At 73.0% G+C, this 24,295-nt stretch carries 21 protein-coding genes and 1 riboswitch; of the genes, 12 read left to right on the top strand and 9 right to left on the bottom strand.

Features of this window, described 5'->3' with window-relative positions:
* The first annotated feature begins 107 nt into the window (after positions 1–107).
* Positions 108–803 carry a dienelactone hydrolase family protein gene (locus FE251_RS09760; protein WP_139948644.1) on the top strand — a complete coding sequence of 232 codons (696 nt, stop codon included), beginning with the start codon at positions 108–110 and terminating at the stop codon, positions 801–803.
* Here FE251_RS09760 and FE251_RS09755 read toward each other — a convergent pair.
* Positions 800–1,465: a hypothetical protein gene (locus tag FE251_RS09755; RefSeq protein WP_139948643.1), complete on the bottom strand. Its 666-nt coding sequence runs from the start codon at positions 1,463–1,465 to the stop codon at positions 800–802. The two genes, FE251_RS09760 and FE251_RS09755, sit on opposite strands and share 4 nt — an antisense overlap.
* A gap of 189 nt (positions 1,466–1,654) precedes the next feature.
* Here FE251_RS09755 and FE251_RS09750 point away from each other — a divergent pair, with 189 nt between their 5' ends.
* The gene (locus tag FE251_RS09750) at positions 1,655–2,260 is read left to right on the top strand and encodes a M15 family metallopeptidase (protein ID WP_139948642.1); all 606 of its coding nucleotides are present in this window, start codon (positions 1,655–1,657) and stop codon (positions 2,258–2,260) included.
* 161 nt (positions 2,261–2,421) lie between these two features.
* Here FE251_RS09750 and FE251_RS09745 read toward each other — a convergent pair whose 3' ends face one another.
* Positions 2,422–3,906, bottom strand: a complete 1,485-nt coding sequence (locus FE251_RS09745; RefSeq protein ID WP_139948641.1) for an MDR family MFS transporter — start codon at positions 3,904–3,906, stop codon at positions 2,422–2,424.
* A gap of 501 nt (positions 3,907–4,407) precedes the next feature.
* Here FE251_RS09745 and FE251_RS09740 point away from each other — a divergent pair.
* Entirely contained in the window at positions 4,408–6,204 is a 1,797-nt protein-coding gene (locus FE251_RS09740; protein WP_223147525.1) for a M14 family zinc carboxypeptidase, read from the top strand.
* Between the two features lie 59 nt (positions 6,205–6,263).
* Here FE251_RS09740 and FE251_RS09735 read toward each other — a convergent pair whose 3' ends face one another.
* Complete coding sequence (locus FE251_RS09735; RefSeq protein ID WP_139073689.1) at positions 6,264–6,923, bottom strand: SDR family oxidoreductase; 660 nt, start codon at positions 6,921–6,923, stop codon at positions 6,264–6,266.
* Positions 6,924–7,095: 172 nt separating this feature from the next.
* Here FE251_RS09735 and FE251_RS09730 point away from each other — a divergent pair, with 172 nt between their 5' ends.
* Positions 7,096–8,535 (top strand): glucose-6-phosphate dehydrogenase, encoded by a 1,440-nt coding sequence (locus FE251_RS09730; protein WP_230976386.1) that lies wholly within the window; start codon positions 7,096–7,098, stop codon positions 8,533–8,535.
* A gap of 512 nt (positions 8,536–9,047) precedes the next feature.
* Here FE251_RS09730 and FE251_RS09720 read toward each other — a convergent pair.
* From FE251_RS09720 to FE251_RS09710, 3 genes are all read right to left on the bottom strand, one after another.
* Positions 9,048–9,788, bottom strand: coding sequence for a hypothetical protein (locus tag FE251_RS09720; RefSeq protein ID WP_139948639.1), 741 nt, complete (start codon positions 9,786–9,788; stop codon positions 9,048–9,050).
* Positions 9,789–9,946: 158 nt separating this feature from the next.
* Positions 9,947–10,768 (bottom strand): sulfurtransferase, encoded by an 822-nt coding sequence (locus FE251_RS09715; protein ID WP_139948638.1) that lies wholly within the window; start codon positions 10,766–10,768, stop codon positions 9,947–9,949.
* Positions 10,769–10,801: 33 nt separating this feature from the next.
* Positions 10,802–11,284 (bottom strand): pyridoxamine 5'-phosphate oxidase family protein, encoded by a 483-nt coding sequence (locus FE251_RS09710; RefSeq protein ID WP_139948637.1) that lies wholly within the window; start codon positions 11,282–11,284, stop codon positions 10,802–10,804.
* 276 nt (positions 11,285–11,560) lie between these two features.
* On the opposite strand from FE251_RS09710, the gene FE251_RS09705 reads away from it, so the two are divergent.
* On the top strand, positions 11,561–12,400 hold the full coding sequence (locus FE251_RS09705) for a hypothetical protein (RefSeq protein ID WP_139948636.1): 840 nt from the start codon (positions 11,561–11,563) through the stop codon (positions 12,398–12,400).
* Positions 12,401–12,463: 63 nt separating this feature from the next.
* Here FE251_RS09705 and FE251_RS09700 read toward each other — a convergent pair whose 3' ends face one another.
* Both FE251_RS09700 and FE251_RS09695 read right to left on the bottom strand, forming a co-directional pair.
* The gene (locus tag FE251_RS09700; protein ID WP_223147524.1) at positions 12,464–14,623 is read right to left on the bottom strand and encodes a DUF6351 family protein; all 2,160 of its coding nucleotides are present in this window, start codon (positions 14,621–14,623) and stop codon (positions 12,464–12,466) included.
* Between the two features lie 136 nt (positions 14,624–14,759).
* Positions 14,760–15,158, bottom strand: a complete 399-nt coding sequence (locus FE251_RS09695; RefSeq protein ID WP_139948634.1) for a hypothetical protein — start codon at positions 15,156–15,158, stop codon at positions 14,760–14,762.
* Between the two features lie 11 nt (positions 15,159–15,169).
* Positions 15,170–15,283: riboswitch (SAM riboswitch) on the bottom strand.
* A gap of 142 nt (positions 15,284–15,425) precedes the next feature.
* Between FE251_RS09695 and FE251_RS09690 the strand changes: the two genes are divergently transcribed.
* Entirely contained in the window at positions 15,426–16,037 is a 612-nt protein-coding gene (locus tag FE251_RS09690; RefSeq protein ID WP_139948633.1) for a hypothetical protein, read from the top strand.
* A gap of 13 nt (positions 16,038–16,050) precedes the next feature.
* On the opposite strand, the gene FE251_RS09685 is transcribed toward FE251_RS09690, so the two are convergent.
* On the bottom strand, positions 16,051–17,418 hold the full coding sequence (locus FE251_RS09685) for an MFS transporter (protein WP_139948632.1): 1,368 nt from the start codon (positions 17,416–17,418) through the stop codon (positions 16,051–16,053).
* 172 nt (positions 17,419–17,590) lie between these two features.
* On the opposite strand from FE251_RS09685, the gene FE251_RS09680 reads away from it, so the two are divergent.
* From FE251_RS09680 to FE251_RS09655, 6 genes are read left to right on the top strand one after another with little or no spacing between them, the layout of a single operon-like run.
* Entirely contained in the window at positions 17,591–19,132 is a 1,542-nt protein-coding gene (locus tag FE251_RS09680) for an ABC transporter substrate-binding protein (RefSeq protein WP_139948631.1), read from the top strand.
* Positions 19,133–19,140: 8 nt separating this feature from the next.
* Positions 19,141–20,109: an ABC transporter permease gene (locus FE251_RS09675; protein WP_139948630.1), complete on the top strand. Its 969-nt coding sequence runs from the start codon at positions 19,141–19,143 to the stop codon at positions 20,107–20,109.
* Positions 20,106–20,984: an ABC transporter permease gene (locus FE251_RS09670; RefSeq protein WP_139948629.1), complete on the top strand. Its 879-nt coding sequence runs from the start codon at positions 20,106–20,108 to the stop codon at positions 20,982–20,984. Before FE251_RS09675 ends, FE251_RS09670 begins: the two co-directional genes overlap by 4 nt.
* Positions 20,981–22,321 (top strand): anhydro-N-acetylmuramic acid kinase, encoded by a 1,341-nt coding sequence (locus FE251_RS09665; RefSeq protein WP_139948628.1) that lies wholly within the window; start codon positions 20,981–20,983, stop codon positions 22,319–22,321. The genes FE251_RS09670 and FE251_RS09665 overlap by 4 nt, the downstream gene beginning before the upstream one ends.
* Complete coding sequence (locus FE251_RS09660) at positions 22,311–23,282, top strand: ABC transporter ATP-binding protein (protein ID WP_139948627.1); 972 nt, start codon at positions 22,311–22,313, stop codon at positions 23,280–23,282. The genes FE251_RS09665 and FE251_RS09660 overlap by 11 nt, the downstream gene beginning before the upstream one ends.
* On the top strand, positions 23,282–24,283 hold the full coding sequence (locus FE251_RS09655) for an ABC transporter ATP-binding protein (RefSeq protein ID WP_139948626.1): 1,002 nt from the start codon (positions 23,282–23,284) through the stop codon (positions 24,281–24,283). Before FE251_RS09660 ends, FE251_RS09655 begins: the two co-directional genes overlap by 1 nt.
* Positions 24,284–24,295: the final 12 nt, after the last annotated feature.

Here is a 24,295-nt window from a genome sequence, read left to right as displayed (position 1 = left end):
ACAGGCCGCCGCGCCCGCGGCCACGTCGCCCCGCGTGGACGTGGCGCGGCGGCCTGTCCGCGGGCACCGGTATCGTGACGGGACACCGACACGAAGGAGTAGCCGGCATGGCCGAAGCGACGACGACCGTGCCTCTCGCCGACGGCGGGATGCCGGCCCACCTGTGGCTGCCGCCGTCGGGCCGCGGCCCGGGGCTGCTGCTCCTGCAGGAGATCTTCGGCGTCTCGACCTACATCCGCGACCGCGCTCGCGACCTCGCGGCCCTCGGCTACGTCGTCCTCGCGCCGGAGCTGTACTGGCGCCTGGCGGCGACGGTCGACGAGTCGCGCGACGACGTCCTCGAGCAGGCGATGGCGCTGGTGGCGCAGCTCGACTGGGAGCAGACGGTGGGTGACGCCGTCGCGGCGCTCGACACGCTGCGGGCACGCCCGGAGGTGGAGGGCGGCGTCGGGGTCGTCGGGTTCTGCTTCGGCGGGGGAGTGGCGTTCAACGTCGCCGCGGTGGCCGAGGTCGACGCGCTCGTCGCGTACTACGGCTCCGCGCTGCCGCAGCTGCTGGGGCTGGCCGGGCGGGTGCGGGCGCCGAGCCTGCACCACTTCGGCACGGCGGACGACTACCTCCCGCCGGAGACGGTCGAGGCGATCCGGGCCGCCGTCAGCGGGCCGGAGGTGGAGCTCCACCTGCACGAGGGCGCGGGCCACGCCTTCGACAACCCCTCGCCCGAGTTCGTCCACGAGCGGGCGCGGGCCGAGGCGTGGGAGCAGACGGTGGACTTCCTCGCGCGCCGCCTGCCGGTGCGTTAGGCGAGCGCGAGCACGCAGAGTGGGGTGAGCGCGCCGAGGAGCAGCGGGACGAGCAGGAGGAGTGCGCCGCGGAACTCGGTGGTGACGATGCCGTGCTCCGGGCGCGGCGTGCCGGGGAGCTCGCGGACGGGCCGCGAGGGGCGGGTGGGCGGGGGCTCGGTGGGGGTGTCCTCGACGACGACGACCACACCCTCGTGCTCGCGGTGCACCCGCACCGCGACGACGGTGCCGACGCCGTGGGTGGGGACGGCGTCGTGCGGGCAGGTCGCCATCGTCGTCGTCCGGTAGGGACGTCCGTTGTGCCCTGCGACGAGGAGGCGCCACGTGACGAGGGTGGCGCCGCCCCGCACCTTCCGCGTCTGGCGGTGCTCGACGACGGCGGTGGTCGGGGTGCCGTGCGCGCGCGCCTCCTCGGGTGCCTCCGGGGCGTAGTGGTACAGCGGCGGGACGCCGCGCCGTGGGCGTATGGCCAGGTCGGCGACCGCGACGAGCGCGACGGCGACTCCTGCGGCCACCAGGCCGTTGACCAGACCGGAGAAGGCGGAGAGCACCGTGACCGCCGCGGCGGCGAGCGCCGCCAGACCGAGTGCGAGACCTGGGGTCACGGTGATCGTCGATCGCTCGGTGGTCAGCTGGGGCACGCCGGCCACGATGCCACTCATCGTCCGCGGGATCATCCGGCGGACGGACGATCCTGGGCTGCCCGGGGGGAGGAGGTTCGCGGCGCGGACCGGCTGTCGGCGTGGTCCGCCCGGGGGAGTCGCGTGCGGGTCGTCGGGGCCGTTCGGGTGGGGAACGGCTCATCCCGCGGTCCAGGGTGCCGATAGAAGGGCCGGAGAAGGGTGGCACGAATGGACGGGATCGTCTCGATCTCCCAGCGCATCGCGGGGATCCAGGCACAGCTGACGACGCTCGCGCCGCCGCGGCCCGCAGCCGCGGGTACGGCGGCTGCCTTCGAGGCGCTGTTCACCCGGGCGCTCTCGGAGCTCGCGCCGGCCGGTGTGCTCGACCCGACGGCCCCGGCGTCCGTGCCCGCCGTGCTCGACGCGGACGGGGTACCGGCGGATCTCGCCGTGTACGGCAACGGGAAGGTCCCGATGTCCGCGTTGGCACCGGTCGGCGACACGGGGCACCACCTGTGGGCACCCGCGGCGCAGAAGTTCGAGGACCTGCTCGCCGCGGCTGCTGCCGACGGCGTGACGATCGGGATCAACGACTCCTACCGCACCCACGAGCGTCAGGTGGAGCTCGCCGGTGAGCTGGGCCTGTACCCGCAGGGTGGCCTCGCAGCCGTCCCCGGGACCAGCCGGCACGGGTGGGGGATGGCCGTGGACCTCCGGCTGAACGGTGAGGCGCTGCAGTGGATGCGCGTGAACGGGGAGCGGTTCGGGTTCGTGGAGGACACACCGCGCGAGACCTGGCACTGGGCCTTCTACCCCGACCGCGTGAGGCCCTGACCGCCCGCCCCCAGCACACCCCGCCCGCCCGCACGTGCGGACACCCTCGCGAGAGCGGAGTTCTGCACGAGAGCCGACGTGTGCGCGAGAGCCGACTTCCGCACGACGACGGCGGAAGTCGGCTCTCGCGCGAAAGTCGGCTCTCGCGGGAGGGGGTGGCGTCAGCGGTGGTCGGCTGCGGGCTCGTCAGCCGGGGTGACGGGCTTGCGGACGAGGAAGGAGACCGCGACGGCGACGACGGCCAGGCCCGCGCCCCAGAGGAACGCGTCGTGGATGCCCGCGGCCTGGGCAGCCACCGGGTCCAGGCCCTCGGCCACGCCGTCGGCGGTCCGGGTGGACATCACGGTGATGAACAGGGCCGTGCCGGCACCGCCGGCGAGCTGCTGGAGCGTGTTCATGATCGCGCTGCCGTGGGAGTACAGCGCGGGCTCCACCGACCCGAGGGCCGACGTCATGAGCGGGGTCATGAGGAACCCGAGCCCGATGCTCAGCAGGACGTGCACGAGCACGACGTGCCACGTCTCGCTCCCGGAGCCGAGCAGCGTCATGAGCGCGAGCGCGGTCGCGACGGCGACGGATCCGGGCACGACGAGCGGGCGCGGTCCCACCCGGTCGAACAGGCGCCCGACGAGCGGGGCGATGAGACCCATCGTCAGACCGCCGGGGAGCAGCACGAGACCGGTCTCCAGCGTGCTCAGCCCCATGACGTTCTGCAGGAAGATCGGCAGCAGGATGAGGGTGCCGAACAGCGCGCCCATCGAGATGAGCATCATCCCGACGCCCACGCTGAAGGTCCGCGACCGGAACGGGCGCAGGTCCAGGAGGGCGGCGTCACGCCGCTGCAGCCCGAGCTGGCGCCACACGAAGACGGTGAGCGCTGCCGCGCCGACGACGAGCGGGACGACCGGCGGCACGGCGGCGTGCCCCTCGGTCGACTCCCCGATGCTGCTCAGCCCGTAGATGAGGCCGCCGAACGCGGTGGCGGACAGGAGGATCGACAGCGCGTCGAAAGGTACGGCGCGCGGCGTGGTGATGTTCTTGACGAGCGAGCCGCCGATGACGAGCGCGAGCGCTGCGATCGGGAGCACGGCGAGGAAGATCCACCGCCAGCCGAAGTTGCTGAGGATGAAGCCGGAGAACGTCGGCCCGGTGGCCGGGGCGACGGCGATGACGATGGAGATCAGGCCCATCGTGCGGCCGCGGCGCGAGACCGGCACGAACGTGAGCACGGTCGTGATGAGCAGCGGCAGCATGACCGCGGTCCCGCTCGCCTGCACCACCCGGGCGAGGACGAGCACCGGGAACACCGGCGCGAGCGCCGCGAGCGCGGTCCCGGCCGTGAACGTCCCCATCGCCGCGAGGAACACCGAGCGGGTGGAGAAGCGGGTGAGGATGAGGCCGGTGGTCGGGATGACGACGGCCATGGTGAGCATGAACGCCGTGGTGAGCCACTGGGCGGTGGCCGCGGTGACGGCGAACTCGTCCATGAGGCGTGGGATCGCCACGCTCATCACGGTCTCGTTGAGGATCATGACGAACGAGGCGACGAGCAGCACCCCGATGACGAGCTTGACCTGGGAGGGCACGGGCGCGTCCGCGGCGGGTGCCTCGACCCGGCCGGCGGGTTGCTGCTGGTCGACGGTCATGGGGCCTCCTGCTGGTGGGTCGGACGTGGCCGCGCTGCCCCGCGGTGCGCGGGGGCACCGTCGGGTGCTGCCGCGCGAACCGGCGAGCAGTCTAGGTCTGCGGTCCCGCGTGGGGGCCACACTTTTCTTCCGCCGTGTCGCCACGACCCTGTCCCCAACCCCGGAAGGGCCTCAGATCTTCCGTCATCGGACAGTGCCCCCCGTCACCGACACCGCCGCCCGTCCGGGCGCCCTCCCGGTGCCCACGACGTGACCATTCCTTGACGGGCGCTAGCCCTGCCGTTAACGTCCGAATTCACGGACCCGCCACGGCCAACGACGGCCTGGGTGCGTGAACGGCACGTACGACGCATCGGGGGGTGTGCAGGGTCTGTGGTCGTTCTCGTCCTCGTCGCGCCACGCCTCCCCGTGCCCGGGGAGGGGGTGGTACTCGCACGTCCGCTTGCGACCAGCACGCCGAGCAGATGAGGAACGAAAGACATGCAAAGACGTTCGACAGCGTTGACGGGCCGCCGGGTCCGCCTGTTCACGGGGGGTGCGGCCGGCGCCGCGCTCATCGCCTCCTTGTTCGCCGCCCCACCCTCGCTGGCACAGGTGCCCGCGCAGGTGGAGGGCCTGGAGGTGGAGCAGCAGTACGGGTTCGCCACGCTGAGGTGGGAACCGGTCGACGGGGTGAGCGAGTACCAGATCGAGCGCACCGAGGTCGACGAGAACGACGAGCCGGTCGGGGAGCCGGTGATCACCGGCCTGTGGCGGCCCAACCGGCAGGTCGACCACGAGGTCCCGACCTTCGCCGACGCGAACTTCGACCCGGGCGACAGGTTCCGCTGGCGGGTCGGCATCCCCGGCGAGGGGTTCTCCGAGCCGGTCCACGACACGACCCTGCCGCACTGGGGCGACCCGGACACGCCGGGGGAGGGCCTGCGCACCGGCTGGGAGCTCGAGGCCGCCGCGCGGTTCACCACCGACGTCGAGGAGCAGGCCTACACGGCGCAGATCGACGAGCTGAGCGACCGGGTGCGCGTCGTCGAGATCGGGCAGACGCTCCAGGGGCGCCCGATCAACATGTTCGTCATCGGCTACCCGAGCCCGCCCGAGACGGCGGAGGAGGTCGCCGCTGGGGCGACGGCGCTGGTCAACTGCAACGTCCACGGCAACGAGCCGTCCTCCCGCGAGGCGTGCCTGATCCTCGCGCGCAAGCTCGCGTTCGACGACGACGAGCGCACCATGGACCTGCTGTCCGACGCGACCGTGCTCCTCGTCCCGTCGATCAACGGTGACGGGCGGGCGCTCAACCAGCGCGGCAACGCCACCGGCCAGGACCTCAACCGCGACTTCTCCCTCATCCGGCAGCCCGAGACGTTCGCGTTCACCGCGATGCTGCGCGACTACCAGCCCGACGCCGCGTTCGACGGGCACGAGTACGGCAACAACCAGGCGGGCGACCTGCCGATCCTCTTCCCGCGCCACCTCAACGTCCCTGAGCCGGTCTTCGGGCAGAGCAAGGACCTCGTGGAGAACTGGCTGTACGAGCGGGGCTCGGAGGACGGCTGGTGGTTCTGTCCCTACGGCTGTGAGGGGGGCAGCACGGTGGGCCAGAGCCAGGAGACGATCCTGCGCAACACCCTGGGTCTGAAGAACATCGTCGGCGTGCTGCTCGAGGCGCGCAGCGCCGGCGGGCCTACCCGCCCGGCCGACGGTGGCTCGCAGACCCCCGAGGCCCGCAAGCGCAAGACCTACTCGGCGATCTACACCTTCGAGCAGTTCTTCGACTACTTCGACGCCAACCAGGACGCGATCGAGGAGGCGGGCGAGGAGGGGCGCCGGCTGCAGCGGCTCAACCGCGGGCCGATCGTCTTCCGCGGCGCCTACACGGTGGACCCGTTCCCGGCGCCGCACCCCGGTGAGGCCCCGCCGAACCCGGAGGTCCCCGGCCCGGAGCAGATCCTCGACGCCCCGGTCTGTGGCTACCTCCTCACCGAGGAGCAGTACCACGGCGTGCGGGAGGACAGCCCGCCCGGGTTCCCGACGACGGTCGCCGAGCGGATCGAGGCGCACGGCTGGCGGGTCCAGGAGCGGGCTCGCGGCTACATGGTCCCGCTGACCCAGGACCAGCGCGGCCTCATCCCGCTCCTGCTCGACGGCGACGCCGCTGAGCCGTGGGTCTCGGCCCAGCGGCTCTACGGGCCGGCGAACAACCGTGTGGCGCTGCCCGACAGCGCGTGCGGCAAGACCCGGCTCAACCCGTCGGTCGGCGGCCCGGCCCAGCAGGCCGAGCTCGTCTACACGACGGACTGACCCGCGGGACGGCAGCGCCCCGGACCTCCTCGTGAGGTCCGGGGCACTGCCGCGCTGGCTCAGCCGTGCGCGGTGAGCGCCTCCTCGATCGGGGTGTCGCCGTCGGAGAACTCGATCATCCGGCCGACGGTCGCGGGCTCGGTGAGCGCCGCGGCGACCACCCGGGCGACGTTCGCGCGCGACGTCTCGTGCGCTCCGCCGTCGCCCTTGGTCACGAGGTCGATGCGGCCGGTGGGCTCCTCGAGGGTGAGGGCGCCGGGGGCGACGATCGTCCAGTCGAGGCCGGAGGCGCGCAGGTGGTCGTCGGCGTCCGCCTTGGCCTGGGCGTAGGCGTAGAACGGGTTGTCCTGCGGCACGCCGTGGTCCTGGCCGGCGCCCACGTAGGACACCATGACGAAGCGGCGCACGCCCGCCTGCTTCGCGGCGTCGATGGTGCGGACGGCGGCGTCGCGGTCGACGGCGAAGGTCCGTGCCGCGTTCCCGCCCCCGGCGCCGGCGCTCCACACGACGGCGTCCGCGCCCTGGAGCAGCTCGGCGAGCTCGTCGCGGGAGAGGCGCTCGACGTCGGCGACGACGGCGTCCGCGCCGGTGGCCGCGACGTCGGAGGTGTGGTCGGGGTTGCGGAAGACGCTGGTCACGGTGTCGCCGCGCTCGGTGAGCAGCGGGGCGAGCAGGAGGGCGACCTTGCCGTGGCCGCCGATGATGGTCACGTTCGACATGGGGTTCCTCCGGGTCGGGTGCGGGGGTTCGTTCGACGCTAGGTGGGCCGGGGCGGGAGCGCACCCCGGCGCGACGCCCGGGGGCCGGATGCGGGGACGGGGCCCGGGCGAGGGGTGAATGATGGACGGAGAGGGGGTGCCGCCGGGGTGCCCACGGCGGTGAGGAGTGCCCGTGGCAGCTGAGGTCGTGAGCCGGACAGAGGTCCGGAAGGCGGAGGGCACGCGCACGCTGCTCGTGCTCGGGGGCAGCGGGGACCTCGCCGGGAGGCTGCTCCTGCCGGGGCTCGGCAGGCTGCTCGCGACGGGGATCCACCCCGACCTGCGGCTCGTGGGGGCGGGCGTGGACGACTGGGACGACGAGCAGTGGCGCGCCCGGCTGCGCGAGGTCTTCGTCGCCCAGCCGAGCATCGAGATGGCGCCGTGGGAGCAGTTCGCGCCGCTGGAGGAGGAGCCCGGGAGGGACACGCTCAGGCGGCTGGAGGAGGAGTCCGTCTACCTTCAGGCCGACGTCACCGACCCCCTCGAGCTGCGGCGTCTGCTCAGCCTGTGCGACGGGCCGATCGTCATCTACTTCGCGCTGCCGCCCGCGATCACCGAGCAGGCGTGCCTCGCCCTCCAGGAGATCGGGCTGCCGGAGGGCACGCGGCTCATCATCGAGAAGCCGTTCGGCACCGACCTGGAGTCCGCGCGGCGGCTCAACGAGGTCGTCGCCGGGCTGGTGCCCGAGGACCAGGTCCACCGGGTGGACCACTTCCTCGGCAAGAGCACCGTGCTCAACATCCTCGGGTTCCGCTTCGCCAACCGCATCTTCGAGCCGGTGTGGAACGCGACCCACGTGGAGCGGGTCGACATCGTCTACGACGAGGACCTCGCGCTCGAGGGCCGCGCCCGCTACTACGACCGCTCCGGTGCGCTGCGGGACATGATCCAGAGCCACCTGCTCCAGGTCCTCGCGCTCATCACCATGGACCCGCCGACGACGCTGGGGGAGCGCGACGTGCGCGACCGGATCGCCGAGGTGCTGCGCGCGACGCGGGCTGGGGACCCGGAGATCTACAGCCGCCGCGCCCGCTACGGCGCCGGGCAGGTGGGGGCGCGGGACCTGCCCGCGTACGCGGAGGAGCCGGGCGTGGACCCGGAGCGCGGCACGGAGACGCTCGCCGAGGTGACGTTCTTCATCGACAGCTGGCGGTGGAAGGGCGTGCCGTTCACGCTGCGGTCGGCGAAGGGGGTGTCGCCCACGCGCAAGGAGGCGCTGGTGACGTTCAAGCCCGTGCCGCACCTGCCGCTCGGGCTCACCGGGACCTCCCAGCCGACCCGGCTGCGCATCGGGCTCGGGCCGGAGTGTCTCGACCTCGAGCTCGACGTCAACGGCACCGGCGACCCGTGGAGCCTGGACCGCGTCATCCTCTCGACGAGCTTCGGCGAGGGCGACCTGCCCGCATACGGCGAGGTCCTCGCCGGGGTGCTCGAGGCCGACCCGCTGCTGTCGGTGCGCGGGGACGTCGCCGAGGAGTGCTGGCGGATCGTCGAGCCGGTGCTCGCGGCCTGGAGTGAGGGGCGGGTCGCGCTCGGTGAGTACCCGGCGGGCTCCGACGGGAGCAGCGGGTGAGGCAGCGGGTCCCGAGGACGGCGGCGGTCGTGGCGACGGACCAGTCGCCCGACCTCGACGGGATCCGGGCTCCCGCCGGGGAGGTCCACGCGTGGGTGCCGGCGACCAACCAGACGGTGTGCGGCCTCGCGCTGAGCCGGGAGCCGCTCCTGCGTTTCCCGCACGTGGCCTGGGCGGAGGTCCAGCCGGCCACCGGCAGCCGGGCCGACGCCGTCACCGCCGTGTGTCCGCGATGTGCCGCCGGCATGGGCGCGCGCCGCGGGGAGAAGCGGTGGAAGCGGGTCGACCCGCGGCCGTGAGATGACCGGTCCGGGGCGGTCCGGGGCGGTCCGGGGCTGTGGGCGGGGTACGACGTCGGGAGACGTCAGACTGCCCCACCTCGCGGGGCAGTCTGACGTCCGCGCGCGGGTGCACCAACCCGTCTCCCGGCCGCCTCCGTCATTCCCATCGCCGGCGGGATCTGCATACGAGAGGGCGCCGGGCAACGTCGCTGCCCACGGCTTGCCTGAGGGTCACCAGGTGGTGTGCTGGGGGTAGGCGGTGCACTCGGTGACGCCGTCGCCGGCGATGACGTATCCGTCGGCCATCGACTCCGCGTTGGCAGGGACGAGGCTGGGGTAGGAGTCCCCTCCGCCGACGATGGCGCCCTCGGCGTTCCGGCAGACGATCCCGATGCGCAGGTTCTCCCACGGCTCCGACGTCGGGTTCGTGAGCCGGATGGTTGCCAGGCCGTAGTCCCCGAGGGTGACCGGGGCCGGCTCGATCGTGGGGAGCGCCTTGCCGCCCATGCCGTAGTCGCTGATGGCGTGGGTCGCCTCCACCCGAGCGGCCCGCGCGGCGCCGACGTCGACCATCGTCCCGACGGCGAACGTGCCCGCCTCGCTGGCGATCACCTCGACCTGCTCGCCGGAGGCGATCAGCTCGTCGTCGGCGTCGAAGACGTTGAAGTGGACGGTGAGGAACTCACCGACGTACCCGCGGGTCTCGACCAGGGCGACCGCCCGGGCGTACTCGCCCTCCTGTCCGACCCCTGCCTCCCTGATGACGATCCCGTCGGCGAGCTCCTCGGACGCGTCCTCGGTTGCCGCCGGGCTCTCCTTCACCGGGGCGGGGGAGGGGGAGGGCTTCTCCTCCTTCGTGGGAGCGGCCGTGGCGGTGACCGTCTCGGCCGGCTGCTGGGTGGTGTCCTCGGTGCCGCACGCGGACAGTGAGAGCAGCGCGACGAGGGACAGGGCAAGGGGGATTCTGCGCACGGATCCGTGCCTCTCTGAACGATGGAGGGTGGCCGTCGATGGCCACCCTCACGTTATCGGCACGTGTATACAGACGTGTCGTGATGTGACAGCGGGACTCCGGACGCCGGCGTCCAGACCGTCAGTGCCGCCGAGGGCAGGTACGCCGCGCCGTTCGCTCAGGCCGGTCCGGTGGCGACGGGGCGGCTGGGGTCGGTGATCCAGTGCGACCAGGAGCCGGGGTACAGGGCGGCGGTGATCCCCGCCTCGTGCGCGGCGAGGACGAGCTGGGCCGCGGTGACGCCCGACCCGCAGTAGGCCGCGACCGGCTCGTCGCCGTCGGCTCCCACCGAGGCGAAGAGCTCGCGCAGGGCGGGCGCGGGGAGGTAGCGGCCGGCGCCGTCGAGGAGCCGGGAGGTCGGCAGGGAGCGCGCGCCGGGGATGTGGCCGGCGACAGGGTCCACCGGCTCGCTCTCGCCGCGGAACCGCTCCGGGGCGCGGGCGTCGAGGAGGACGCCGACGCGGCCGGCAGCGACGTCGTCGGCGTCGACGGTGGGCAGGTCGCCGGTGGAGGACGCGGGCGACGACGGCGCGGGCGTGGGGGTTACGTCGCCCGTCTCGAGCGGGCCGCCGGCGGCGACCCACGCGGGGAGCCCGCCGTCGAGCACGCCCACGTCCTCGTGGCCCAGCCAGCGCAGGCACCACCACGCGCGCGCAGCGGCGGCCGCCACGCCGCCGTCGTACACGACGACGCGGGTGTCCGGGCCGACCCCGAGCCGCCGGAACGCCTCGGCGAGCGCGGCGCGGTCGGGCAGGGGGTGACGGCCGCCGGGGCCGGGCGGGGCGGCGAGGTCGGCGTCGAGGTCGCAGAACACCGCGCCGGGCAGGTGCCCGGCGCGGTAGCCCTCGCGATCCGGCCCGGCGAGCGTCCAGCGGACGTCGAGGAGGAGCATGGCCTCCTGCTCGGACCGCAGCTGCTCGGGGCTGACAAGCGCGCTCATGCGCTCACTGTGGCACGGTGCGGCGGCCGGGCGTCAGTCGAGCTCGACGGTGCCCGACTCCCCGCCCTCGAAGCGCTGCCCGGTGACCTTCGCCTTCACCAGGCTGAAGAGCTGGACGACCTTGGCGCCGGGCACGTCCCAGTACTGGGCGGCGTGGGCGTGCACCTTGAGCAGGACGACGCCGGGGGTGGTGGGGCCGTCGGGGAACCACGCCTCGACCGAACTGCTCCACAGCTGCTCGGCGCGGTCGCGGTCGCGCACGACCTCGCAGTCACCGGTGACCGAGACCCACGAGCCGCGCGTGCTGAAGGAGACATTGACCGACGGGTTGGCCGAGACCTCGGCGACCGTGTCGGAGCGGTCGTCGGCGAAGAACCACAGGTCGCCGTCGAACTCGACCTCCTGCAGGCCCATCGGCCGGCTCACCAGGCGGTGGTCCGCGTCCACGGTCGTGAACATCGCGATTCCGGCGTCCTTGACGAGCTCGGCGATCTTCTTGGTTCCGTCGTCGGTCATCGGGGTCCTCCTCGGACTGGTGGGTGGGGGTCCACCGAAACATGGGGTCATGACCGCCGCGACCGGAGCGTCCCCGCGGAGAAGGGGGGAGGAAGTCGGTCCCTGCCGGCGGTAAGACCTCGACCCCTCCTCGCTGGAGGTCTAACGTGGCAGGTGTTGGCCTGACGTCGCCGACCTCTTTCGCGGGCATTCCTCGGCACTGGTCCAGGAGCCGATACCCAACCGTCTCACCGGCGGTGACGAGTCGCGGGCGTACCCCTGTGGAGGGGAACCATCATGGAGGATCTGGCACGGCTGTTCGGACGAGATGACGTCCTCGCGCTCGAGCGTGAGGTTCCTGGACGCGACACCCGGGACAACGACGTTGGTGTGTTCAACGAGCACATCAGGGGTGAGCTGGCACGGCTGACTCGGGAGGTCGATGCTCCGCAGGCCGCGGACGAGCGCCTCGGCATCCACGGCAGCATGCTGCGCACGACGGTGCTCCACCGCCTCGAGGAGCGGATCGGTGTCGGCGTCGCCGTACGAGACGTCCAGTTCACCATCGGCACGGGGTGCCGACTGATCGGTACCCCGTACGATGTCGAGTACAGCGAGGGCACGGCCTTCGGGTTCGGCGCCAAGCACGACGGAAAGGTCGTCAGCATCGGCACGGAGGGCCAGGCCGCGGGCGGCGTCGGGTTCTACCTGAGCTCACCGGCCGAGGTCGACATGAGCATCACGCCCCAGGGCACCTACGAGTTCTCCTGGTTCGCCGCGGCGGAAGCCCCGGACTGGCGGAGCTTCGGCGGGCTGGGCGTCACCATCTACGCAGACGGGGACTCGACCCCCGTCTTCACTCGACAGGTCCGCCTGTGGGACGTCCACGGCGCCGGTCTGCTGCAGGGCGGCACGGGCAAGGGCGCGTTCGCCAGCGCGTCGAGCCCGGCGCTGCCCGGCGGCTTTGGGCCCATCCCGCTGGCACCGGTCATCGTCCGGATGCAGCCGGGACGTCGTCTCCTCGTGTGGATGTGGTCGTGGCAGATCTCCAACCGGGTGGACGCCACGCTCGCGCTGCTGTCCACGCACGTGCCGGCGGTGCAGCTGTGCGGGTCTCCTCCCTTGGTCATCCACTAGAGCGTCTGTCCCGCGCGCCGTCGGGGAGCAGCCTCGCGCTCCCCGACGACGCGCCGGCCGGCCTCAACCGATCCGCAACCAGGTCCCGGCCAGGCCCTGCTGTGCCTGTCCCGGCACGGAGTAGTCACACACCCCATCCGCGAAGACCTCGGTCAGCCGCGCCCACTCGGCGTCGGTGAACTCCACCCCGTAGTCCTCACGCCGAGGCTCACGGGTCTGGCACTTGATGACGTCGGCCTGCACGCTCTCCCCGGCCACCTCACGCGGGAAGCTGGCCGAGGGGTAGAGCTGCTCGCACTCGGTCGCCGGGTCGCGGTCGAGCGGCTCGGCGATGAACGTCGGGCTCGCGTCGCGCGTCATGCAGCCCTCGACGAGCGCTGCGGGCCGGGTCTCGCCGATCTCCTCCAGCGTCGGCCGCTCGTCGCCCGCCACGTCGAGCTGGGAGAGCCAGGCGTCCATCTGGGTGACGGCGTGGCGCAGCAGCGGGCTGGCGGTGCTGAACCCGCCGTAGCGGTTGTCCTCGAGCAGGCTCACGTGGTTGACCACGCTGCCGTTGACCTCACGCAGCCGCTCGCGCATGGAGTTGGAGTGGTAGCGGACGTGGATGTCCCCGTTCGGCAGGTCGTCGCTGTAGGCGCGGTAGTCGATGATCGGCGTGCTCGCCAGCCCGCCGCCGCCGCTGGTGAGCCGCCCGGTGCGGTAGGCCGCCTCGACGGCCGGCATGTCGGCCTCGGAGCGCTCGGCGCGGAACTTGCCGTCGTGGTCGTACCCGCCGACCTGCTCGTTGAGGTCGAGGAACTGCTCGGGCGTGATGACACCGTCCTCCAGGGCCTGCAGCCCGTACTGGATGCCCTCGTTGTCCAGCGGCCGCAGCGCGAACCCGGTCTCGGGGTCGCGTCCGTAGGCGTTGACGGTGTGGTCGTAGACGTCGCAGCGCGCCCCGCCGGGGTTGTCGGTCGGGTGGTAGCGCAGCTCAACGGGCAGCACGCTGGGGCAGAACGCCGTCGGGTCGATCCGCTGGGCGCCGCCCGCGACGTTCGGCATGGTCGCGAGGTTGGCGAAGCCGGTGACGGCGCGCTTCTGCTCGTCGGTCCACGCGAGCGCGGGGTCGGTGAAGTAGTTGTTGAGCAGCCGGGCGTCGGTGATGAAGTTGACGGTGCCGAACCCGACCTCGGGGAAGGAGCAGCCCACGACGATCCCGTCGAAGATGCCCGGGTAGTTGTCGGCCGTCTGGTGGGCCTGGTAGCTGCCGCCCGAGCAGCCGAACCCGATGGTGAAGTCTTCGCGCCCGTAGACCTCGATGAACTTCTCCTTGGTCATCGCGGCCGTCTCCGAGGCGAGCAGGTCGCTGCAGTTCTGCCCGAAGACGTTGAGGCTCGAGGAGACGACGGCGTACCCCTGGCCGAGCATCCACGCGTCGGTCACCCCGCCGGTCGTCTCGCCCTGGCGGAACCAGCCGCCGGTGCAGCCGCCGCCGAGGGTGTAGATCGCCCGTCCGTTCCAGCCCTTGGGTCGGTGCGCGGGGGAGGGGTCCTTCTCGCGGAGCGGGTCGTGCAGCACCGTGTGCTGGTAGATCCCGCGGTTGGCGGTGCCGGTCTCCATCCGGACGATGAACGGGACGCGCTCGCCGTCCGACGTCGTCGTGCGGGCGAGGTCGGCGGGGTAGCGGCGCGCGTCCACCGGCCACGGCACGTACTCACCGCCCGTGGTCCGGTAGAAGTGGTCGACGCGGGTGGTCGTCGAGCAGTTCTCGTCGAGCGCCGCGCCGAGGTTGCCCCCGATCACCGGGAGCGTGAAGTCCTGCGTCTGGCAGATGAACGGCTGCTCGTGCGGGCCGGAGAACAGCGGGCCCTCGGCGGGGTGGTTGACCACCTCGACGCTCGCCTCCCGCCCGCGCGGTGCGGAGGCCGTGATCGTCTGCGCGCCGAGCTCGAGCCCGTCGACGACGCCGACGAGCGTGCGCCGGTCGCCGGACCACTCGAGGTCGACGTCGCGGCGCTCTCCGTCCACCGAGATCCGCACGTGCGGTGGCGCAACTCCCGGCGGCGCCGAGATCTCGATCAGCGCGTCACCGCCGCTGACGAACTCCGGCAGGCTGGAGACCACCTCGATCTCCAGCGCACGCAGCGGCGGACCGTCGCGGCCTTCCGGCGGGTCGGCGTGGGCTGCGGCCGGCAGACCGGCCAGGACGAGTGCGGCAAGGACCGCATGGGCTGACTTCATCGTTGAACCCCCCGGTTTCATGTGCTTCCCTCATCGGAACCCAGCCTTCGCCCGCGGCGGCCGTCCTGGCCGCCGGGGCGGGCTGAGACCCGGATGCTATCGGCCGGGGCCGACACGGCGAGCCGGGGGAGCCGCGTCAGGTCGCGATGACCCCGTGGCCGGTGCCGAGGTGCGTGACGATGACGCCGGGCGCGGAGCGTGCCGGGACGGACGGGACCGGGCCCGCGCCGTCGTGCACGAGCATGTTGACGACGACGCGCCCGACGGCGAGGGCGTGCCACCGCTCGTTGACCATGACGGTGGTGCCGGGCGGGCACATGACCGACAGGTCGTGGTGGTGCCACACGGCGCACGACCCCTCGCCGCCGGGGTGGTCGACGACGGCGACGTTGCCCTCGTCGACCGAACGGACGACGCCGTCGCGCCACCCCTCCGGCGCGCTCTGGACCTTCCCGGTGTGGATGTGGTGCATGAGGTGCCCGGGGCTGTAGCTGCGGCAGCAGGCGCCGACGGTGCACGGGGCAGGGGTGGTCAAGGTGTCTCCTCGTCTCGCTCTTCCCACGCCGGTCGGCGCGGGCGGGTCTTCCTCCGGGGGCACCGTGCGCGGGGCGCGGTTGCCGGACCAGCACGCCGGAGGGCGTGGCGCTGGTCCTCGTGACCTGGGCAGGACGGTAGCGGCAGGCACCGACATCGCCCGGCGCCGGCTCCGAGTGGCGGACCTCCGAGTGATGCGCCAAGGTCTGCACTACTCCCGTAGACGACTGCGGGCCCACCTGCTCTGACACCGAAGGAATATCCCCCCATGCGCCGCAAGCACGTCGTGTTCCTCTCCACCCTCGCCCTTGCCACGATCGGCCTCACCGGCTGCGGCGACGACTCGGCCGACGGTGAGGCCACCGAGCCCACGACGGCGGCCGAGGAGACGACGACGCCGGAGCAGCCGACGACCCCGGAGCCGGAGGAGACGACCCCGGCCGAGGAGGACACCGCCGAGAGCGAGACCGACAGTGCCGCGGGCGCCGACCTCGGCGCGAGCGACCCCGGCCCGGCCGCCGAGGGCGCGGTCATCCCCGCCGAGGCCCTGGCCACGCCCCCGCAGGCCATCGGTCCCTACACGCTCGACGAGTCCACCGGCCCCGCCCGCATGTACAACGACGAGAGCTTCACCGTGATGATCGCCGTCGACAGCAACGTGCTCAGCTCGCCGTACGAGTCGCTGGTGGAGTACATCGAGACCGACAACACGGCCGCCGGCACCGGGAGCTGTGGCACCAACGAGTCGGGTAGCTCGATCACCTGCTACCAGCGCACGGCCGACGGCGTCATCACCGTCACCGCGACCCCCGAGCAGATCAGCCTCGAGGACATGGTGGTGTTCGTGAACCACTACGCCGACCAGGCCGGCGCGGCCTGACACGGGAGCGCTCCTACCCGGCGCGGCTGCGTCTCCCGGGTAGGAGCGCCCCGGAGACCACCGCGCCGAGGACCAGCAGCCCCGCGCACCACCACATCGCCCGCGCGTAGCCCGCGCCGAAGGGGTCGGCCGCGAGCTCGCCGTCGAGCCCGACGAGCGCCGGGAGTGCGGCCACCGCGAGCAGCCCCGCGGCGCGGGCGACGGCGTTGTTGACGCCGCTGGCCAGTCCCACGTGCTCGGCGGGCGCGGCGGCGAGGACGGTGGCCGTCAGCGGCGTGACGAGCAGGGTGATGCCCGCGCCGAAGACGAGGACGCCGGGCAGGACGTCGGTGAGGTACGCGGCGTCGTCGGGGATTCCGGCGAGCAGCGCGACACCGACGGCGGCCAGGGCAGGGCCGAGCGTCATGAGCGGCCTGGCGCCGGTGCGCGTGAGGAGGGTGCCGACGCGCGGGGAGAAGACGAGCAGGAGCAGTGTGAACGGGATCGTCGCGGCCCCGGCGGCGAGCGGGCCGTACCCGGCGACCACCTGGAGCTGGAGGACGAGGAAGAACGTCACGGCGGTGAGCGCCGCGTAGATGAGGAAGGTCGCGACGTTGACCACCGAGAACGTCCGGTCGGCGAACATCCCCAGCGGCACCATCGGGTGTGCGGAGCGGGCCTCGACGACGACGAAGACGACGGCGGCCACCGCGCCCACCACGGCCGCGGGCCACGCGCCCTGGGTGAGCGCCACGGTGATCCCACCGAGCGCGAGGACGCCCAGTGCCGCGCCGGGCACGTCGAAGCGTCCCTGCCCGGCCGCCGGCACCGACTCCGGCACCCGCAGCACCGCGATCGCGATGACGACGGCCGCCACCGGCACGTTGACGAAGAAGACCCAGCGCCACGAGAGCGTCTCCACCAGCCAGCCGCCGAGCAGCGGCCCGACGGCGCCGGCCACGCCCGACCACGCCGACCAGTAGCCGATGGCGCGGGCCCGGTCCTCCTCGGCGATGAGGGACTGGATGAGGGCGAGGCTGCCCGGCGTCAGCAGCGCCGCCCCGACGCCCTGCAGCCCGCGCGCCGCGACGAGCTGCTCGACCCCCTGCGCCAGCCCGCACACGACCGACGCGAGCCCGAACCACGCGATCCCGACGACGAACACCCGACGCCGCCCCAGCCGGTCCCCGAGGGAGCCGCCGACGAGGATGAGCGAGGCGAGGGCGAACATGTAGGCGTTGACCACCCACTGCAGGTCGGTGAGCGTGGCGTCGAGGTCGAGCGCGATGGGACGCAGCGCGACGTTGACGACGCTGCCGTCGAGGAAGGCGATCGCCGACGCGAGCGTCGCGGCGAGCACCACCCAGCGGCCCCGCGCCGAGCGGAGCGGCAGGCTCTCCATCGCCCCATGGTCCCCCCGCGCTGGAGCAGGAGCGCGGACAAATGAGTTTCGCCGAAGAATGAGAGGCGGAAGAACTTGACGCACCTGGGTGGTCGCGGGACAGTGGCACCTGGTCCCGGCCAGGCCGGGAGGCGTGCGAGCGGCGTCGGAGCCGCCTGACGGGGAGGTCAGCATGAAGGTCCACAGGTCACCGGTCCGGGCTGCGGCGGTGCTCGCAGCGGTGGGTCTCGCGCTCGCCGCCTGCTCCGGTGGAAGCGACGACGGCGGGTCGACCGGCGACGGCGGGGGCGAGACCCTCGTCGTCGGCGTCACCTCCGACCCGGACACCCTCTTCCCGTGGAAGGCCACCCAGTTCCAGGCCATCGACGTCCTCACCAACCTCTACGGCACGCTCACCGAGCTCGACGCCGACCTCGAGGTGGTCCCCGGCCTCGCCGAGGAGTGGGAGGTCTCCGAGGACGGCCTCACCATGACGTTCACGCTCCGTGAGGGCGTGACCTTCCACGACGGCTCGGAGCTCGACTCCGCCGACGTCGTCCACTCCCTTGAGTCGGTCATGGCCGAGGAGACCGCCGCCGTCGCCGCCGCGACCCTCGGCTCCGTCGAGTCCGTCGAGGCGCCCGACGCCCGCACGGTCGTCCTCACCCTGTCCGCGCCGGACTCCTCGGTCCTCGCCGGCCTGGCGAGCGTCAACCTCGCGATCCTCTCCTCGGAGGACACCGAGGAGACGCTCACCACCGCCGCCAACGGCACCGGGCCCTTCGAGCTCGGCGAGCGCGTCCCGAACCAGTCACTCACCGTGACGTCGTTCGCCGACTACTGGGGCGGCGCGCCCGAGATCGACGCCGTCGAGTTCCGCGTCATCCCCGACGAGACGTCGATCGTCTCGGCGCTGCAGTCCGGCAACGTCCACCTCGCCGTCTTCGACGACCCGCTCGTCGCCCAGAGCGCCGAGAGCGGCAGCGTCGAGATCACCGAGACGCCGCAGCTCGCCTACCACGCGCTCCAGCTCAACGCCCGGCAGGCGCCGCTCGACGACGTCAACGTGCGCCTGGCGATCCAGTGCGCGATCGACCGGCAGGAGGTCCTCGACACCGCCGCGCAGGGCGCCGGCGAGGTCGTCGGACCGATCACGTCCCCGGCCTACCTCTCCGACCCGGACGCCCGCCCCTGCCCCGAGCGGGACTACGACCAGGCTCGCGCGTACCTCGCCGAGGCCGGCTACCCCGACGGCCTCGAGCTCGACGTCATCGTCTCCCAGGGCGAGTACGCCACCTCGGTCAACGAGGCGCAGAACATCCAGGCCCAGCTCGCCGAGGCCGGCATCACCGTCAACCTCGAGGTCCTCGAGATCGGCGCCTACGTCGACCGGTGGGTGGCCGCGGACTTCACCGCCGCCGTCGCCCTCAACGGCGGGCGGCCCGACCCCGAGGGCATGTACGGGCGCTACTTCCCCTCGACGGGCAACCTCAACCAGGTGGCCGGGTACAGCTCCGACACCCTCGACGAGCTCTTCGCCCGGGGCCGGCAGACCGCCGACCCGGAGGAGCGCCGCGCGATCTACGACGAGGTGTCCCGCGAGCTCGAGGACAACGCCGCGTGGGTCTGGCTCTTCAGCTCCTACGGCTTCACCGCCACCCAGTCCGGCGTCGAGGGCTTCGTCCCGATGGCGAACGGGTCGCTGCAGAGCCTGCGCGAGACCACCCTCGGCTGACCGCCGGCATGCGCGTCGTCGTCCGTCACCCCGTCCTGCGCCGGGTCCTCGAGGCCCTGGGCACGCTGCTCGGCGTCGCCGTCCTCGTCTTCATCATGATGCGGGCGCTGCCGGGGGACCAGATCACCGCCTCCCTCGGCACCGAGGCCGCGGCGCTCACCCCCGCGCAGCGGGAGGCGCTGGAGGCGTACTACGGGCTCGACCAGCCGCTCGTCGTCCAGTTCTTCACCTGGCTCGGCAACGTCCTCACCGGGAACCTCGGCGTGTCGACCCGGACGGGCCAGTCGGTGCTGGAGATGACGGCGGCGGCGCTGCCGGTGACGATCGAGCTCGCGGTCATCTCCACGATCCTCGGGATCGCGATCGGGGTCCCGCTGGCGATCTGGTCCGCCTCCAAGCCGAACTCGGTGCGTGACGCGAGCGGCCAGCTCGTCGGCCTCGCCGGCCTGTCGATCCCCGCCTTCCTCCTCGCCTCCGTGCTGCTCGCGACGTCGGCCCGGTTCCTCGGCTACAACCCCAACGCCGAGCGCTTCGCCACCCTCGCGAGCGACCCGTGGCTCAACCTGCAGCAGATGCTCATGCCCGCGCTCGTGCTCGGCTTCGGGCTCGCCGCGCCGATCATGCGCACCGCCCGCTCGGCGATCCTCGAGGTCCAGACCCAGGACTTCGTCCGCACTGCCCGCGGCAAGGGCGTGCGACCGCGCGTAGTCCAGCTGCGCCATGTGCTGCGCAACGCGACCGTCCCCATCCTCACGATGACCGGCATCCAGTTCGGCTACCTGCTCGGCGGGGCGGTCGTCGTCGAGCAGGTCTTCTCCGTGCCGGGCATCGGGCGCCAGGTCCTCACCGGCATGCACCAGCAGGAGTTCGCCCTGGTGCAGAGCACGGTGCTGGTCATCGCGCTGTCCTTCGTGCTCGTCAACCTCCTCACCGACATGCTCTACCGCGTCGTCGACCCCCGGGTGAGGCAGACATGACCGCCGAGATCACCGCCGACGTCCCCGTCCGCAGCCGCCGCCTCGGCGCCGCGGTGCGGCGCGTTCTCGCCAGCCGCAACGGGCTGGTCGGCGCGTTCCTCACCGTGCTCGTCGTCGGCGTCGCGCTCGCCGCCACCCTCGGCATGCTCGGCGACCCCGTCGCGCAGGACCCGGCCGTGCGGATGCAGGGGCCGTCCGCCGCGCACTGGTTCGGCACCGACCAGTTCGGCCGTGACGTCTTCGCCCGCGCCGCCGCCGGGGCCGCGAACTCGCTGCGCATCGCCGTCGTCGCCGTCGCGCTCGCCACCCTCGTGGGGACGACGGCGGGACTGGTAGCCGGCTACTTCGGCGGGTGGTCGGGCCGGGCGATCCTCGGGATGACGAACGTGCTCTTCGCCTTCCCGCCGCTGCTCCTCGCGCTCGCGCTCGCCGCCGCGGTCTCCCGCAGCTGGCTCACCATCGCCGTCGCGATCGCCATCGTCTACACCCCGATCTTCGTGCGCGTCACCCGCGGGCCGGTGCTCTCGCTGCGCGAGGCGGAGTTCGTCAAGGCGGGCACCGTGCTCGGCTTCCCGACGTGGCGGATCCTGCTGCGGCACGTGCTGCCGAGCATCACCGCGATCGTCATCGTCCAGGTGACGCTCTCGCTGTCCTGGGCCGTGCTCACCGAGGCCTCGCTCAGCTTCCTCGGGCTCGGCACCCCGCCGCCGACGCCGTCGCTCGGGTCGATGGTCCTCGAGGCCCGCTCCCTGGTGACGACGGCGTGGTGGACGATGGCCGCGCCGGGCGCCGTCATCGTGCTCCTCGTCGTCGGCCTCAACCTCCTCGGCGACGGCCTGCGCGACGCCCTCGACCCCAAGGAAGGGAACCGATGAGAGTCCTCGGCATGATCTCCGGCACCTCCCACGACGGCATCGACACCGCCGTCGTCGAGCTCGACGTCGACGACGACGGGACGGCGCTCGTCGGCACCGTCCGCCACACGGGGAGCGTGCCGTACGAGCCCGGGCTGCGGGCCCGGCTGCTCGCCGCGCTGCCCCCCGCCGGGACGACGCTCGCGGAGGTGTGCGAGCTCGACACGCTCATCGGGCAGGCCTTCGCCGCCGCAGCTTCGCAGGCGATCGCGGCGGCCGGGCCGGTGGACCTCATCTGCTCCCACGGGCAGACCGTCTACCACTGGGTGGAGGGCGGGCGGGCGCTCGGGACGCTGCAGCTCGGGCAGCCGGCGTGGATCGCCGAGGCCACCGGCGTGCCCGTCGTGGCGGACGTGCGGGCGCGGGACGTCGCGGCCGGCGGCCACGGCGCGCCGCTCGTGTCGTACCTCGACGCGCTCGTCGTCGCCGGTGGTCCCGGGACCACGGCGCTGCTCAACCTCGGCGGGATCGCGAACATAACCGTCGTCGGACACGATGTGCTGGCCTACGACACCGGGCCGGCCAACGCGCTGCTCGACGTCGCCGTGCTCGACCGCGACGCCCACCCGGCCGGGTACGACGTCGACGGCGCGATCGCCGCGACTGGCACGGTGGACACCGACCTGCTCGCGCTGCTGCTGCGCGAGGACTACTACGCCCAGCCGGCGCCGAAGAGCACCGGCAAGGAGCTCTTCCACGCCGGCTACCTGCGGGCAGCGCTGGAGGAGCACGGCCGCGAGGTCAGCACCCCGGACCTGCTCGCCACACTCACCGCGCTCACGGCGCGGACGGTGGCGGACCGGCTGCGCGGCCACGGCGTCACCCGCGTGCTCGCGTCCGGGGGCGGGGCCGCCAACCCGACGATGCTGCGGATGCTCGCGGAGGAGCTGCCCGGCGTCGAGGTCGCCACGACCGACACGATCGGCGTGCCGCCCGACGCGAAGGAGGCCATCGCCTTCGCCCTGTTCGGCTGGTGCACCGCCCACGGCCTGCCCGCCACCGTGCCGTCCGCGACCGGCGCGCGCGGAGCCCGGATCCTCGGCAGCATCACCCCGGGCGCCGGCCCCTTGCGCCTGCCCGAGCCCGCCGCGGTGGCCCTCCGAACCCTCCGCCTCATCACCCACACCCCTTCCGCCGAGAGCTGGATCGCGCACGGTGACGAGGGTGTGCAGGATCCAGCGCTCGGCGGCAGAGGGGTGGAGGGCACCGCCCGCCCGGGCGAGAGCGGGGCGGTGGACTCGCCACCCTCGGGCGAGAACTGGAGCGCGCACGTGCGGCGAGGCGGCCATGACCGCTGACGTGCCGCTCGACGTGCAGGGCCTGCGGGTGAGCGCCCGCGGGCGGGACGACGTCGAGATCGTCCACGGCGTCGACCTGCAGCTGCGGCGGGGGGAGATCGTCGGCGTCGTGGGGGAGAGCGGCTCCGGCAAGTCGCTCACCATGCTCGCGCTCATGCGGCTGCTGTCCCGGCCGCTGGAGATCAGCGGCGGCAGCGTGACCTTCCAGGGCCGCGACCTCGCCGGCCTGCGCGAGGAGGAGATCCGCGACCTGCGCGGCCGCGAGATCGCCATGGTCTACCAGGACCCGATGACCTCCCTCAACCCGCTCATGCGGGTGGGGGACCAGGTGGTCGAGGCGTTGCGCGCGCACGGGGTGCCCAAGGCGCAGGCGCGCGAACGCTGCGTCGAGCTCTTCGCCCGGGTCGGCATCCCGGACCCGGCGCGCACCGTGCGTGCCTACCCGCACGAGTTCTCCGGCGGGATGCGCCAGCGCGTCGTCATCGCGATGGCGCTCGCGCTGCGGCCCACCCTGCTCATCGCCGACGAGCCGACGACGGCGCTCGACGTCACCATCCAGCAGCAGATCCTCGCGCTCGTCGCCGAGCTGCAGGCCGAGCTGGGGATGATGACGATCTGGGTGACCCACGACCTCGGCGTGGTCGCGCGGCTCGTGCAGCGCGTCGTCGTCATGTACGCGGGGCGGGTGGTGGAGGACGCGCCGGTGGAGCGGCTGTTCGCCGCCCCGCAGCACCCCTACACCGAGCGGCTCCTCGCCTCCCTGCCCAACCCCGCCGACGACGAGCGCCCCGCCCTCGCGCAGATCCCCGGCCGGCCGGCGCTGCCCACGGACCGCATCGAGGGCTGCCCGTTCCGCCCGCGCTGCCCGCAGGCGCGCGACGTGTGCCTGGAGGAACCGCCGCTCATCCGGCGCGGGGACAGCCTCACTCGCTGCTGGGTGCCCCCGGAGGAGTGGACCTGATGCTCGAAGCGGTCGACCTCGTCAAGCACTACCCGGTCCGTGGCTCACGTGACCCGGGCGCCGTCGTCCACGCGCTCGACGGCGTGTCCCTCACCCTGCGGCCGGGGCGGACGCTGGGGATCGTCGGAGAGTCCGGGTGCGGGAAGTCGACGCTGGCCAAGCTGCTCGTGCGGCTCGAGGACCCGACGTCGGGGCAGGTGCTGCTCGACGGCACCGACCTCACCGTGCTGCGCGGCGCCGCCCTGCGGGAGCAGCGGCGGCGGATCCAGATGGTCTTCCAGGACCCGAACGGCTCGCTCAACCCGCGCCGCACCGTGGGGCAGACGCTCACCGAGGTGCTCGAGGTGCACCGCATCGGCACGTCCCGCAACCGGCAGCGGCGGGTACGGGAGCTGCTCGACATGGTGGGGCTGAGCGACGTGTTCGCCGAGCGCTACCCGCACCAGATGTCCGGCGGGCAGCGGCAGCGGGTGGGAATCGCGCGGGCGCTCGCGGTGGAGCCGCAGATTGTGCTGCTCGACGAGCCGGTCTCCGCGCTCGACGTGTCGGTGCGGGCGGAGGTGATGAACCTGCTCGTGCGGCTGCGCGACGAGCTCGACCTGTCCTACGTGTTCATCAGCCACGACGTCGCGATGGTGCGGCAGATCAGCGACGACGTCGGCGTCATGTACCTGGGCAAGGTGGTGGAGATCGGGCCGTGGAAGCCGGTGCTGGACGAGCCGCTCCACCCCTACACCCACGGCCTGCGCGGCGCGGTGCCGGTGCCGGACCCGAGCGTCGCGCAGCCGATCTCCGCGACCGTGGTGGGGGAGGTGCCCAACCCGGCCGACCCGCCGAGCGGCTGCACGTTCCACCCGCGTTGCCCGCTGCGCGAGGAGGTGTGCGTGGCGCAGGTGCCGCCGCTGACCGACGCGGGGACGCCGCACCCGGTGGCGTGCCACGTGGCGCAGCGCGAGGGCGGGCGGATGCCGCTGGTGCTGAGAGCCGGCGCGTTGAGATGACGGCGCCGCCGA

Origin of the sequence: Georgenia wutianyii, from assembly GCF_006349365.1 — a bacterium.
Classification (GTDB): Bacteria; Actinomycetota; Actinomycetes; order Actinomycetales; family Actinomycetaceae; genus Oceanitalea; species Oceanitalea wutianyii.
Note: the sequence above shows the minus strand (reverse complement) of the source record. Positions and strands in the feature narration are given on the sequence as shown.

What these genes read in the sequence shown, in the direction of transcription:
- FE251_RS09755 (WP_139948643.1), bottom strand. Translation starts at nt 1,465, where the DNA reads ATGAGTGGCATCGTGGCCGGCGTGCCCCAGCTGACCACCGAGCGATCG.
- FE251_RS09705 (WP_139948636.1), top strand. Translation starts at nt 11,561, where the DNA reads ATGGAGGATCTGGCACGGCTGTTCGGACGAGATGACGTCCTCGCGCTC.
- FE251_RS09715 (WP_139948638.1), bottom strand. Translation starts at nt 10,768, where the DNA reads ATGAGCGCGCTTGTCAGCCCCGAGCAGCTGCGGTCCGAGCAGGAGGCC.
- FE251_RS09665 (WP_139948628.1), top strand. Translation starts at nt 20,981, where the DNA reads ATGAGAGTCCTCGGCATGATCTCCGGCACCTCCCACGACGGCATCGAC.
- FE251_RS09735 (WP_139073689.1), bottom strand. Translation starts at nt 6,923, where the DNA reads ATGTCGAACGTGACCATCATCGGCGGCCACGGCAAGGTCGCCCTCCTG.
- FE251_RS09660 (WP_139948627.1), top strand. Translation starts at nt 22,311, where the DNA reads ATGACCGCTGACGTGCCGCTCGACGTGCAGGGCCTGCGGGTGAGCGCC.
- FE251_RS09655 (WP_139948626.1), top strand. Translation starts at nt 23,282, where the DNA reads ATGCTCGAAGCGGTCGACCTCGTCAAGCACTACCCGGTCCGTGGCTCA.
- FE251_RS09680 (WP_139948631.1), top strand. Translation starts at nt 17,591, where the DNA reads ATGAAGGTCCACAGGTCACCGGTCCGGGCTGCGGCGGTGCTCGCAGCG.
- FE251_RS09675 (WP_139948630.1), top strand. Translation starts at nt 19,141, where the DNA reads ATGCGCGTCGTCGTCCGTCACCCCGTCCTGCGCCGGGTCCTCGAGGCC.
- FE251_RS09760 (WP_139948644.1), top strand. Translation starts at nt 108, where the DNA reads ATGGCCGAAGCGACGACGACCGTGCCTCTCGCCGACGGCGGGATGCCG.
- FE251_RS09685 (WP_139948632.1), bottom strand. Translation starts at nt 17,418, where the DNA reads ATGGAGAGCCTGCCGCTCCGCTCGGCGCGGGGCCGCTGGGTGGTGCTC.
- FE251_RS09690 (WP_139948633.1), top strand. Translation starts at nt 15,426, where the DNA reads ATGCGCCGCAAGCACGTCGTGTTCCTCTCCACCCTCGCCCTTGCCACG.
- FE251_RS09670 (WP_139948629.1), top strand. Translation starts at nt 20,106, where the DNA reads ATGACCGCCGAGATCACCGCCGACGTCCCCGTCCGCAGCCGCCGCCTC.
- FE251_RS09700 (WP_223147524.1), bottom strand. Translation starts at nt 14,623, where the DNA reads ATGAAGTCAGCCCATGCGGTCCTTGCCGCACTCGTCCTGGCCGGTCTG.
- FE251_RS09750 (WP_139948642.1), top strand. Translation starts at nt 1,655, where the DNA reads ATGGACGGGATCGTCTCGATCTCCCAGCGCATCGCGGGGATCCAGGCA.
- FE251_RS09745 (WP_139948641.1), bottom strand. Translation starts at nt 3,906, where the DNA reads ATGACCGTCGACCAGCAGCAACCCGCCGGCCGGGTCGAGGCACCCGCC.
- FE251_RS09710 (WP_139948637.1), bottom strand. Translation starts at nt 11,284, where the DNA reads ATGACCGACGACGGAACCAAGAAGATCGCCGAGCTCGTCAAGGACGCC.